Origin of the sequence: Pseudomonas umsongensis (genome assembly GCF_002236105.1) — a bacterium.
Classification (GTDB): domain Bacteria; phylum Pseudomonadota; class Gammaproteobacteria; order Pseudomonadales; family Pseudomonadaceae; genus Aquipseudomonas; species Aquipseudomonas umsongensis.
In genome coordinates, this window is record NZ_NIWU01000001.1 from 126,933 (window position 1) to 139,477 (window position 12,545).

7 protein-coding genes are annotated in these 12,545 nt (G+C 61.5%); 3 read left to right on the forward strand and 4 right to left on the reverse strand.

The window, feature by feature from the left end:
* Nucleotides 1-1,009: 1,009 nt before the first annotated feature.
* From PSUM_RS00635 to PSUM_RS00650, 4 genes are read right to left on the reverse strand one after another with little or no spacing between them, the layout of a single operon-like run.
* Entirely contained in the window at nucleotides 1,010-2,464 is a 1,455-nt protein-coding gene (locus PSUM_RS00635; RefSeq protein WP_083348796.1) for a curlin, read from the reverse strand.
* 27 nt (nucleotides 2,465-2,491) lie between these two features.
* Nucleotides 2,492-2,953, reverse strand: coding sequence for a hypothetical protein (locus PSUM_RS00640; protein ID WP_020796234.1), 462 nt, complete (start codon nucleotides 2,951-2,953; stop codon nucleotides 2,492-2,494).
* 60 nt (nucleotides 2,954-3,013) lie between these two features.
* A complete protein-coding gene (locus PSUM_RS00645; RefSeq protein WP_083348797.1) occupies nucleotides 3,014-5,266 on the reverse strand; it encodes an Ig-like domain-containing protein in 2,253 nt (750 codons plus the stop codon).
* A gap of 35 nt (nucleotides 5,267-5,301) precedes the next feature.
* Complete coding sequence (locus PSUM_RS00650; protein ID WP_020796236.1) at nucleotides 5,302-6,648, reverse strand: hypothetical protein; 1,347 nt, start codon at nucleotides 6,646-6,648, stop codon at nucleotides 5,302-5,304.
* A 289-nt stretch (nucleotides 6,649-6,937) separates the two neighbouring features.
* On the opposite strand from PSUM_RS00650, the gene PSUM_RS00655 reads away from it, so the two are divergent.
* From PSUM_RS00655 to PSUM_RS00665, 3 genes are all read left to right on the forward strand, one after another.
* Entirely contained in the window at nucleotides 6,938-8,386 is a 1,449-nt protein-coding gene (locus PSUM_RS00655; protein WP_083348798.1) for a sensor histidine kinase, read from the forward strand.
* Between the two features lie 186 nt (nucleotides 8,387-8,572).
* Nucleotides 8,573-11,380 carry a multicopper oxidase domain-containing protein gene (locus PSUM_RS00660; protein ID WP_083348799.1) on the forward strand — a complete coding sequence of 936 codons (2,808 nt, stop codon included), beginning with the start codon at nucleotides 8,573-8,575 and terminating at the stop codon, nucleotides 11,378-11,380.
* A gap of 17 nt (nucleotides 11,381-11,397) precedes the next feature.
* Nucleotides 11,398-12,498, forward strand: a complete 1,101-nt coding sequence (locus PSUM_RS00665; protein ID WP_225441902.1) for an SCO family protein — start codon at nucleotides 11,398-11,400, stop codon at nucleotides 12,496-12,498.
* Nucleotides 12,499-12,545 lie beyond the last annotated feature (47 nt).

Sequence of the window (12,545 nt, forward strand, 5' to 3'; positions counted from 1 at the left end):
AGCAATGTAAACAAATCATGAAAATAAATCTGTCCCCTTTTTTCTTCTTTTTCAAACGCCGGAGTGCCGGCCCAGCAAAAAGTAAGCAAAAGGCTTGGCCCCACCACTCGGTGCCTCGCTAGGGCTCGGCATGCCGTAACGAAGGCAATGCGCCGTGGGTCGCCGCGATGGGCCATCCCTGGCCCAGTGCGGCTAAACCGGCGTCCTACCGGTTTCCCCACTGCGCAATACCTGCGTTCGGCCATCGTGGTTAACGGGGCACCCAAATCCAAAGCAAAAGCGAGGCGGCCTGACAGCCGACCTGACTTTTGCAGATACCCCTCAATTCCTTGTGGGAGCCAGCCTGCTGGCGATGGACGTCAACGATGACGCGCCCTGTCTGGATGATCGCGTTGTCAGGTCGTTTTTCGCGAGCAGGCTCGCTCCTACAGTGGGATCGCGGACACACCTGTAATCAGGTCGGCTGTCAGGCCGCCCCGCTTCGGCTTTTGCTCTGCTTTGGCTTTTGATTTTCTTGCCACATCGAGAGGCCGAAAGGAGGTTCTGCGCAGTGGGTAAACCGGCATGGATGCCGGTTTAGCCGCGCTGGGCCAAGGATGGCCCATCGCGGCGACCCACGGAGCAGGACCGGAGCGAGGGCATGCCGAGCCTTAGCGAGGCACCGAACGTCAGGGGCAAGAGCCCTTGGTTACTTAGGGCCGGGCGGCGTTCCGTTTTTCCAAGTGACTCGCCGTAAGGGCGAAACCCTAAGTGGCCGTTACCGCGGGAATGGATATGTACTCAGTCAATAGATAATAGGTCGGCTGTCAGGCCGCCATCGCCGGCAGGCCAGCTCCCACAGTAGATCGGGTATAGCCGCGAGCGATTGGTCGGCTTGAGGCCGCCATCGTCGGCAAGCCTGGCTCCTACAAGATTGTGACGTCCAAAAAAAGAAGGTGTGAACGCCTGTCTGTAGCCACAAAAAAACCGCGACCCTCCCTCAAGAGCCGCGGTTTTTCACCCCATGCAGTTACTTCTGCAACACAGTCGCACTGTTAGCCGAACCAAACTGCTGCACGTTCGCCATCTGGGTCATGCCACTCTGGTCGACATTGGCAATGTTGCCAGTCCCGCCCTGGGTCACATAGGCGACGTTCATGGTGTCGGTCTGCTTGATGGTGATCATGTTGTCTTCGCCATACAGCTGCGTGGTGAACGCCTGGTTGCCGCTGCCTTCCTGGTTGACGTCGGTGGTGTTGTGGGTGCCGGTGCTGCTGCCCTGGGCCAGGTTGTTGGTGCCGCGCTGGTCGGCGATGAGGATGTTGTCGGTGCCGTTCTGGTCGAAGTACAGCTCGTTGTAGGAATCGGCTTGGGTGACCGTGGTTTTGTTGCCGTAGCCGGTCTGGTTGGTGGTCATGATGTGGCCGGTGTTTTTCTGGGTGAAGTTGGCGACGTTGCCGTTGCCGTTCTGGTTGACGGTGGCGCGTTGGTTGTTGCCGAACTGGCCGCCCATTTGCGTGGCCGGGCCTTTCCAGTTGCTGGCGTAGACCTTGTTGTCGTTACCCGTGGATGTGGCGTTGAGCACATGGTCGGTGCCGGTCTGGTAGGTGAAGTGGATGTTGCCGATGCCCTGTTGATTGAGGGTCACGGTCGAGCCCATGGACTCGAACTGGTCGGCATAGATTGCGTTGAGATCACCGACCTGAATCACCTGGGCAACGTTGTGGTCGCCGAAGCTCTGGTCGACGATGGCTTCGTTGGTCTGGCCGTTCTGGTCGATGGTGGTTTTGCTGGCGACCTGGGTGTCCTGCCAGACTTCGCTGCCGTTGCCGTCGCCATACTGGTTGATGGTCAGGTTACCGCCTTCGCCATTGCGCTGATCACCATAGGCATAGTTGGTGCCACCGGACTGGTTGATATCGATCTGGCCGTTCATGTGGTTGATCTGTTCGGCGGTGGCGTAGTTGGCGGTGCCGTACTGGATGATCACCGCGTTGTTGGCCGTGCCCACCTGGATCTGTTCGATGTTGGCTTCGTTGCTGTCGCCGTACTGGTAGGTTTTGCCGGTGGTGTTTTCCTGGCTGTCCTGGTAGATGAACGAGAAGTTACCGGTGCCTTCCTGTTGTTGCAGGACCTGGCCACCGCCGACCCCGATCGACTGGCTGGCGTGGCTGATGTTGGTGTCACCGCTCTGGTTCTGGATGATGCTGCTGTTGTTTTCGAACAGTTGCTCGGCGTAGCCGGCGTTGTAGTTGCCGCTCTGGTTCTGCTCGATGGTGCTGGTGGCGTTGTCCTGTACGGAAGCCGCGTCGTTGCCGGTGCCGGACTGGTTCTGGGTGGCGGAGCTCATCGGTGCCGCCGTCTGCGTTACATTGGCGATGTTGGTGTCACCGAACTGGTTCTGGGTCGACACGCTGTCATTGGCCAATGCTTGAGCACTGACTATGACCAGGATGGCGGCGGTGAGGGGCGTCAATTTGAACATGATGAAACCTCCAAGTGGTGCAGTGCTTTAGCGATATTGAGTGACCGATACGCTCATTCCATTTCCTGCTTGGGTCACAGCGCTTTGCTGCCCCGTGCCGGCCTGGACAATGCTGGCGTCGTTGTTATTGCCGTTCTGGGATATCTGCGCGCGGTTGTGGCTGCCGGTTTGGGTGATGGACGCGGCGTTGCCGGAACCTTGCTGGTTGATCAAGGCCATCAGGTCGCTGCCTTGTTGCAGGATGTAGGCTTCCTGATTGCTGCCCGACTGCACGATCTGGCCGAGCAGCGACTGGCCGTTCTGTTGCAACAGCGCGACGTTGGCCTGGCCGTTCTGGTCGATCAGGGCTTGCTGGCCCACCGGTGGTGGCAGCTCGCCGAGGTCGACACCGGGTGCAATGTCGTCGTTTTCCATCAAGTCGTCGGCGCGCACGCCCGCGCTGCTGCAGAGCAGAAGCAGGCAGAGCAGGGCGGCGGTCGACGTTTTCATTGCATGCTCCTTTTGCTGGAGGCCTGCCCCATCAACTCAGCGAGTCGATGGGGCACGGACTCAGTTCGAGATCACCTGCACCGTGCGCACGGTGCCTTGGGACGAGGTAATGGTGGCGGTCGGGTTGGCCGACGGAATCACCGTGGTGCTGTTGCTCACTGTCAGCCTCCAGCGTCCGGTCAGCGGCACCGTGGTGCTACCGAGCGTCACCAGCCCGGTTGGCGTGGTCACCTGGACGGTGATGGTATTGCCGGTGGTCACCGATGACGTCCCTGTGAAGTCCCAGTTGAAGCGGTTGTTGGAACGGGCTGTCACCGTGGCCGCTGTCACCGCGAAGGTTTCCGCAGCAGGCCGTGGCGAGACTTGCACCGTGACCGTGGCCGGCGTCGCCGACACAGCACCGAAGCTGTCCCGGGCGAAGTAGTTGAAGGTCGTGGTGAAGGCCGTGGTGACGGTGGCCGGTGGGTTGTAGGTCAGGACCGTACCGTTACTGGTGACGCTGCCGCGACCGGTCGGAGGTTGAGTGAAGCTGGCGACTGCAAGCGGAACGTTGCCTTCTGGATCGGTGTCGTTGGCCAGCACGTTGATCGGTATCGACACACCCAGGGTCGCGGCAGCGTCAGCGACGGCCGTTGGCGGCTGGTTAGGCGCCACGGTGATGGTCACGGTCGCCGCAGCGGTCGAGGCCAGGCCTTTGATGTCTTGCGCCTTGTAGGTGAAGGTTGTGGTCAGCGGCACGGTCACCACGGCTGGCGGCGTATAGACGACGGCGGTGGTTCCACTCATCGTCACGGTGCCCTGGCCGGTGGCCGGTTGGGTCAGCTCGGTGATGCTCAGCGGTGTGTTGCCGTCCGGGTCGCTGTCGTTAGTCAGCAGGCTGAGGGTGATCGGGATCCCGAAGCTGGTGCTGCCGCTGTCAGCGACAGCAATCGGCGCCTTGTTCTCGCCGGTGTCTGGTGCAGTGCCAACGACGACCACTGGCTCGGTGTCACTGCCGCCGGAGGCGGATTTGATTGTGACGGTGGCCGGTGGCTGCGGCAGGTCGGCAACCGTCAAGGTTTGCAGGGTGCCGGACTTGGTCAACCGTCCGTAGCCTTGGGCAACCATGTCCGGTATCACCACTTCGTCAGACGAAGTGGCCGCGATCAGCAGGCTGTGATTGTCCCAGCTGTAGCGCGCGGTCTGGACTTTCACCACGTCGCTGACTTTGCTCGATACTGCCGTAGGCCGGGTGGCACCAGTCGGGTCGGTAGCGGTGAGCACTACGACGGGAGGCACGGCGGTACCCGTCAGGCGGTGACCGAAGAACAGACCGGTGTTGTCGCCGAGCATGCTGGTTAGGCACGGTGTCTGCGGTGGTCCCGGAACCAGGGCCACGGTTTCGCGGAAGCACAGGCTCGAGCCGTTGACCGACTTGCCGAAGACTTCTACCCGGGTACTGCTAGTGCCTGGACCCGATGAGGTGCGGCGATACGTGGCGCGGCTGACCTCCACAGGGGTTTGCGCCCGGTTGTCGAGGACTTTGCCCGACAGGTTGAACAGGCTGGTCTCAATGGTCCCCGCCGGGCCCTGGATACGCAGGAAGTTGGTGTTGTTGGGGCTGCCGGTGACTGCTTCGGTGAGATTCGGGTCGCCGACGTAGGTCTCGATGGCGCCGGTGTCCGGATTCACTTCGGTGTAGGGACCGTTGACGCTGCGCAGGAACGGCCCGATGTCACCATTGACTGCGCCAGAGAAATTACCGGGTGCGCCGATGCCGATATCTCTGGTGATGTTGATCGCACGACGGCCCGGAGCGGTCACGTTGACGACTTCCACGCCGTACGGGTGGGTGATGGTGTAGGTCCCGGCGATGGGGATGTTCACCCGGATACGAATCCGCGCGAAGCTTGCCTGGTCGCCGTCGACAGGGTTTTCCGAAGCGAATGCCGCTTCGATCCCGGCCACGTAGGCATCCACGCCGTAGCCTGCGGCGTTGTCGGGGATGGCCGTCTCGGCGAGGAACCAGAACGCTTCCGGTGGCCAGTTATCCGGAAATACCATCGGCAGGGTGTCGTCAAAGATTCCCGGTTCTGGCAGCAGGATGCACATGTAGGAGGGTGCGCCAGGCGTGCTCGGTACCCGCGAACTCACGGCGCGGGACTGGCACAGTTCCATCGACAGCAGATTGTTGTCCTGATACCACAAGGGGAATTTCCCCGTGGCAAAGGTGTAGGGGCCGGGGTCGACGGCAGCGAGTTGCGCGAACGCACTGCCGGACAGCGAAAGAGTCAGCCCGAGCGCGTTGAGCGCGAAGCGTGGCCACTTGTTCATGATGCCTCCTGATGCGGATCTGGGCATGAGAGCGTTCATTGCACGATGACCACTTCTTCGGTGTCAGTGCCGCCATTGGATGACGTCACCGTAACCTTGGCCGGTGGAATCGGCGTGATGCCGGTCGACAGGATTTTCTCGGCGCCATCGCCGCTCAGGGCGCCGATGGCGGCACCGGTTCCGGAAGTGGCGGTGAGTACGGGGGGCGAGGTTTCATCGCTGGTCGAGGCCACGATGGTGAGTTGCCCGCTGTTGAGGCTGTACTGGGCCTGCGAAATCACCACCAGGTCGGTTAACGGCATGGACAGGGTGGTCGGCGTGCTGCTGGGGATGGCCAGGTGGTTGTCGGCGGTCACCTGCAAGCTGCTCGGCAAGGTCGGGTTTGTGGAGGATTGCGCGTACCAGTGGCCGGTGGTGTCGGCCTCGGTCAGGTTCAACACCGGGCTATTGCTGTCCAGGGTCACGGTGGCCGGTGGCGGCGGGGCCATCACGAATACATCCTGCTGTGCAACCGGTGCGCTTTCCCCGGCTTTGCGCGAATAAGTGCTGCGCTCGGAGATCATCGGAGTGGGCCGGACCACCGTCGACAACTTGCCGGAAATGGCCATCACCGTCGTGCGCAAGTCCAGTCCGTTAGGCCCTTCGATGCGGATGTAGTTGGTGTTGAACGGGCTGCCGGTGAAGGCTTCCGACAGGTTCGGATCACCCACGAACTGCTCGGCTTGACCGGTGACCGGGTTGGTTTCGGTGTAGGGACCGTTGACGCTGCGCAGGAACGGTCCGATGTCGCCCTTGAGTGCGCCGTCGTAGGTTTTCGGCGAGCCGATGCCGATGTCGCGGGTCATGTTGATTGCGCGACGCCCGGGGGTGTCGACGTTGAATACATCAACCCCGTAGGGGTGGGTGATAACATAGGTGCCGGCTGTGGGCACGTCGACCCGGATACGAATACGGGCGAAACTGACCTGGTCACCCTCTTTGGGTTCTTCGGCGGCGAAGGCTGCTTCGACGGCGCTGACATACCCCAGGTCGATGCCCCGGGCCGCGTCGACGATGGCGCCGTCGCCGGTGAACCAGAACGCTTCATCGGGAAAGTTGGTCGGGAAAACCACCGGCTGCGTGTCGTCGAAAACGCCGGGAGCCGGCAGCAGGTTGCACATGTAGGTCGGTGCGCCGGGAGCGCTTGGAACCCTGGAACTGACAGCTTTTGATAGACACAAATCGAGTGTCCGGCCATGGCTGTCCTGATACCAGGAGGCGAAGCCACCATTGTCTGGCAGGTAGGGGCCAGGATCTACAGCAAACAGCGCGGCCTGGGCAGCGCCTTGGGCCAGAGCACTCACGATCAGGGCGATCGCGGTTTTGGACAGTAAAGGGTGCATGAGTATTCCCTCTATCAGAGTACCTGCCCCTTGGGATATGGGTCAGTTGTGAGCTCTTCGGCAACTCCCATGCCAACCCCCGAAAATGTCGGCCAGGGCCCCGGTACACAGGCATTTGCGCTGCGCTCGTCGATCGAGCGGTGAATGATCGGGCGGGCCTCTTTCCCCAGTATTGGGGGTAGATCGGGGCAGAGGGGGAGTGGGGGGATGGGGAAGGAATGGCCCCGATGACGGGCAAACGGCTAGCGGTGCGCTATAAACCTATAGGGGGTTCGCGGGAACACTATCCATGACCACGCTTGCAAAGACACTGGCGTCCGACCAGGGCGAAATTCGCTTGAACTCGCGCAAACAGCCGTTCAATCTGCTGCGCTGGTTTTCGCTCATCAGCATGGCGGTGATCGGCACGGTGGCGGTGGCGTTGGGTTCGGTGTCGACCAAGTTCGTGATTACCGAAAGCGTGCAGCGCGATGCCCTGTTGACGTCGCAATTCATCCAGGCGATTGCCTCGGCCGAGGTGCGCCATGTGTCGATCCCCAATGTGCGGACCATGGGCGAGCTGCTCGACCCGCGCAAGGACCGCGACTTTCCCGACGTCGACCCGATGGCCCGCGCCAACGCCCGGGGCGAATTCCTCGACCACATCGAACATTTGCCGGATGTGATCCTGGCCAACATCTATGCCCCCGACCGCATGATCATCTGGTCGACCAACCCGGCCCTGATGGGCACTACGATTCACGCCGACGAAGATCTCGACCAGGCCTTTGCATTGAAGACGCCCGTGTCGGCCAGCTATCACGATGTCGACCAGGCTCGCATGGAACAAAAGTTCGTCACGCCGCCGGAATACATCTTCATTGAAAACTACATTCCGCTGTTCGATGCCGATGGCAAGAACGTCACGGCGATGGTCGAGATCTACAAGGAGCCCAAGGATCTGATCAGCCGGATGGAACGTGGCCTCGTGCTGATATGGATGGCCACGGCCCTGGGCGGCGGCTTGATTTACCTGGGGTTGTACTGGATCGTGCGGCGGGCGGCGATCCTGCTGGCCACGCAACAGAAGCAACTGATCGTCAACGAAACCTTCGTCGCCCTGGGCGAGATGTCGTCGGCCGTTGCCCACAGCTTGCGTAACCCCCTGGCAACCATTCGCTCAAGCGCCGAACTGGCACTGGAGTTCGACAGTGGCCCGGCGCACAAGAACATCAACGACATCATCGGCCAAGTCGATCGCATGTCGAAGTGGGTACGGGAGTTGCTGCAATCGCTACGTCCGCTCAATGACGACGTCGAGCCGGTCAACCTGGTGGCGGCGCTGCACGACAGCCTGATGGCTTTCGAGCAGCAGATCATCAAGGGGCGGGTCAATGTGCTGTTCGAACCCATAGGCACGCCCATGGTGCTGAGCCAGCAGGTGCAGCTGACGCAAATCCTCAACAGTTTGTTGGCCAATGCGCTGGAGGCCATGGACGAAGGCGGTACCTTGGCCATCACCCTGGCGCCCCTCGATGCCCAGCGTGTTCGCGTGGTGGTCAGCGATACGGGCAAAGGCATGACCGAGGAGCAACGCCTCATGGCGTTCCGGCCGTTTTTCACAACCAAGCGCGGCGGGCTCGGTGTCGGGCTGGTGTTGGTCAAGCGCATCATGGAGCGCTTTGGCGGGGCGGTGGCCCTTGAAAGTCGTGAGGGCGAGGGCACCCACGTCAGCCTGACTTTCAAACGGGTTCCCTGAAATTGGGTGGGAACTTTCCCCGGTAGCGGGTGCCATTCCCCAGTCGTTTATTTCGGTCATGGCACATTGATGTTGATAAGCCATTGTTTTGCTGAGTGTTAATACCTTTGTATAAAGCAGTTACAAATTTGGCCGACTCCTTGCAAAACCCCCATCACCCCCTTCATATATACGAGGCGGCTGGTGATGGACACAAAAGCGCGGCACCCCTTGAAATGGTTTGGTCTGTTGACGCCATTGAGCGTCGCCTTGGCGATGACACTCAGCACAGGGACCTTGCGTGCCAGCCCCATAGACGATGAGCGACAGCCGGAGCCGACTGATCCCTCTGCCTATTACGATGAACCGGAAGACCGGGCAGGGGCGGTGAACGCCATCCTGACCATGCCCGATGCCAACGAGGATGCCTTCGATCTGCCCGACGGGGTCAAGGGTTCACGCGATACCGAACGGGTGGAAAACGTCCTGCCGCCTGCCATGCAGACCAGTTTCAACTACCCCACCAACGGTAAGCCGAGCCCGCTGTTCAACGCCCAGCCGTTCACCCAGCAACTGTTGTTGTTCGAAGAATTCGGCCCGGAAAAACTCGACCCCACCACACCGGCGGCACCCTTGCCGTTTCCAGCGGCGGCCATCGGCCCGTTACCGGCGCAAGACCCCAGCAGCGCGGCCCGCAGCGCACCACCGGGACCGGCGCTCGATGCCTTCCTGCGCCAACCAGGGCTGACCCCGTTCCCCAGCCAGTACGCCAACGTGGTGGATCGCAACCCGTGGCAGGCGCAGATCGAATACTTCCTCAATCGCCGTATTGGCTCATCCGCTGAAGGTCGTCCGCCAGGAAAGGGCTGGTCACATCAGCGCTGGAATGAGTTCTATCCGCAAAACGCCTACAAGACCGTGCAGACCGGCGCGCGGATCAACGGTGGCTTGCGTGACGCCCGGCAGATGCACGGCTACGCCGTGGGCGAGTTCGGCCCCGGTGGCCTGTACCACAACGTCGCCGGCGTACCGGCCACGGACGGTACGGCCAAGGGTGTCGATACACGCTTTCACCCCAACATGCCGGTGCAGAACCACAACTCGGTCTGGACCTTCGACGGCACGCTGCCGCCCAAACTGCTGATGGTGCGCTATGGCCAACCGTTGCTGATGCGCCACTACAACGGCTTGCCGATCGATCCGTCGGCCAACATGGGCTTTGGCTTGCACACCATCAGCACCCACGAACACAACGGCCACGCGCCAGCGGAAAGCGACGGTTATGCCAACGCGTTTTTCTTCCCCGGGCAGTACTACGACTATCGCTGGCCGATCCAGTTGGCCGGTTACGACAGCATCAACACCGACGCCCATGACCCGCGCGCGGCGTTCCCTTGCTCGCCGGGCGAAACCCTGTGGACCAATGACATGAGCCCGGGCCGCAAGACCTGCGAGAACGGCACGATCAAGATCCGTGGCGACTGGCGCGAAACCATGAGCACCCACTGGTTCCACGACCACATGCTCGATTTCACCGCGCAGAACGTCTACAAGGGCAACGCGGCGATGATGAACTACTACAGCGCCCTGGACCGTGGCAACGAGTCGGTGAACGACGGCGTCAACCTGCGTTTCCCCAGCGGCAGCGCCTTGCCTTGGGGCAACCGTGACTATGACGTGAACCTGGTGTTCGCCGACAAGGCCTGGGACGCCAATGGCCAGCTGTGGTTCAACCCCTTCAACACCGATGGCTTCCTCGGTGACCAGGTGCTGGTCAACTGGCAGTGGAAACCGACCCTGGATGTACGCGCCCGCAGCTATCGCTTCCGTATGCTCAACGGCTCGGTGTCGCGCTACTTCAAACTGGCGTTGGTGCGTGAAATCAAAGGCACCGGCGGCGAGTTCCAGGGGCCCAAGGGTTCGGGTGTGTCCTATGCCCGCGTGCCGTTCCACATGATTGCCAACGACGGCAACATCATGGAGCACAGCGTGCCATTCGACGGCAGCATGGACCTCGACGCCGACGGCGACAAACAGAACCACAACGCCATCCTGCCAACCCAGGGCATTGCCGAGCGCTTCGACATCATCGTCAACTTCGCGAAGAACGGCATCAAGCCCGGGGACAAGCTGTTCTTCGTCAACTTGCTGGTGCATGACGATGGCAAGGGTCCGAAAGAACCGGTGTCGCTGGCGGACGCGCTCTCCGAAAACTACAAGGCGGTGATCAAGCAAACCAGCAAAGGGCCGATGTGGGACAAGGGTGACCCGGCGGTGGGCAAGGTGTTGCAACTCAACGTCAAGCCGTACACCGGCCAGGACCTGGCCATGGACCCGGCCGCCTACGAACCGGCCAAACCGGGCAAGGCTGAAGGCCTGGTGATGATCCCGCTGAAGATTCATCGCGACAACGCCACCGACAAGGCGTTGCTGGCCAAGGCCCGCCATCGCACCTTCACCTTCGGCCGCTCCGACGGCACCGATGAAGCGCCCTGGACGGTCAAGACCGATGGCGGCTTCGGTTTCCACATGGACCCTCGGCGCCTGAACGCCTCGGCGCAGTTGGCCAGCGGTCCGACCGATGCCGGGGTCGCGGGCTATGGCACCCTGGAAGTGTGGAACATCAAGGCCGGCGGCACGGGCTGGAGCCACCCGGTGCATGTGCACTTCGAGGAGGGGATCATCCTCAGCCGCGGCGGCAAGGCGCCACCGGAATGGGAAAAATGGGCACGCAAGGACGTGTATCGCATCGGCTCGGAAAAGGATGGGCTGGACAGCGTCGAGATGGCGATCAACTTCCGTGAATTCGCCGGGACCTACATGGAGCACTGTCACAACACCCAGCACGAGGACAACTCCATGCTGCTGCGTTGGGACCTTGAGAAGCCGGGGCAATTGCAGTTGATGCCAACGCCGCTGCCAAGCTGGGACGGTGTGCGCTACGTGAACTCCGCCGCGCTGCCAACCTTCCGCACTGGCGACGGCTTCGGTCCAAAAGTGACGGTCAAACCATGAACCGCGAGGGTGTCGACATGAAGTTGCCTACCGCACGTGCGCAAGCCCTGGGCATGCACCTGGTGCTGATATTGGTCACCGGCCTGCTGGCCAGCCGGCTGCTGGTCGCCAATCCGGTACCGTCGACACCCGCTCCGGTTTCCCCTGCCTCTGCTGCTGTTGCCGAACCAGCCACCCCATGGGGTGGGGACTATTTCCCCAACACCTTGTTGACCGACCAGGACGGTCGGCAGGTGCATTTTTTCGATGACCTGATCAAGGGCAAGGTGGTGGTGATCAATTTCATCTTCACCTCGTGCAGCGACTCTTGCCCGCTGGAAACCGCGCGCCTGCGCCAGGTGCAGAAGCTGCTCGGCGACCGGGTCGGCAAGGACATCTTCTTCTACTCCATCAGCATCGACCCCTTGAGCGATACACCCGCCGTGCTCAAGGCCTACGCGCAACGTTTTCAGGTGGGGCCAGGCTGGCAGTTTCTTACCGGGGAGTTCGCCGACGTCACCGAGTTGCGGCAAAAGCTCGGGTTGTTCATCGAAGGTGTCGACAACGGCCGCACCAAGGACCACAACCTGAGCCTGATTGTCGGCAACCAGCAAACCGGTCGCTGGATGAAAGCCTCACCCTTCGAGAACCCCTGGATCCTGGCCGACCAATTGGCCAACACCTTGCATAACTGGAAACAGCCGAGCGTTGGTGAAAGCTACGCCAATGCCCCCGAAATCCGCCCGCCGAGTAACGGCGAAGAATTGTTCCGCACCCGTTGCGCCTCGTGCCACAGCCTCGGTCCGATGGACGGGCAGGGCATCGGCATGCGCAGCATCGGTCCGGATCTGGTTGGCGTGACCCGCCAGCGCGATCCCGCCTGGCTGAACCGCTGGATTCGCGAGCCCGACCGCATGCTGGCCGAGAAAGACCCGATTGCGACGGCGTTGTTCGAGCGCTTCGACAAGATCCCGATGCCCAACCTGCGCCTGGATGAGCGCTCGGTACAGTCGATCATCGAGTTCCTGCAGGCAGAAACCGACCGCCAGCAGCCGTTGCTCACACCGCTGACTGTCGGCGCCGAGGAACCGCAACATCAACAAGCAATCGCGGTACCCGACAAGGCGCGGGTGCAGTAGTGGCGAAATAGTTTTATTGGGCAGCCAGTGACGGTCAATGCCACCTA

Bases quoted from the DNA above. Each gene is read 5' to 3' on its own strand.
- PSUM_RS00665 (WP_225441902.1), top strand. From the start codon at position 11,398: ATGAAGTTGCCTACCGCACGTGCGCAAGCCCTGGGCATGCACCTGGTG.
- PSUM_RS00645 (WP_083348797.1), bottom strand. From the start codon at position 5,266: ATGAACAAGTGGCCACGCTTCGCGCTCAACGCGCTCGGGCTGACTCTT.
- PSUM_RS00660 (WP_083348799.1), top strand. From the start codon at position 8,573: ATGGACACAAAAGCGCGGCACCCCTTGAAATGGTTTGGTCTGTTGACG.
- PSUM_RS00650 (WP_020796236.1), bottom strand. From the start codon at position 6,648: ATGCACCCTTTACTGTCCAAAACCGCGATCGCCCTGATCGTGAGTGCT.
- PSUM_RS00640 (WP_020796234.1), bottom strand. From the start codon at position 2,953: ATGAAAACGTCGACCGCCGCCCTGCTCTGCCTGCTTCTGCTCTGCAGC.
- PSUM_RS00655 (WP_083348798.1), top strand. From the start codon at position 6,938: ATGACCACGCTTGCAAAGACACTGGCGTCCGACCAGGGCGAAATTCGC.
- PSUM_RS00635 (WP_083348796.1), bottom strand. From the start codon at position 2,464: ATGTTCAAATTGACGCCCCTCACCGCCGCCATCCTGGTCATAGTCAGT.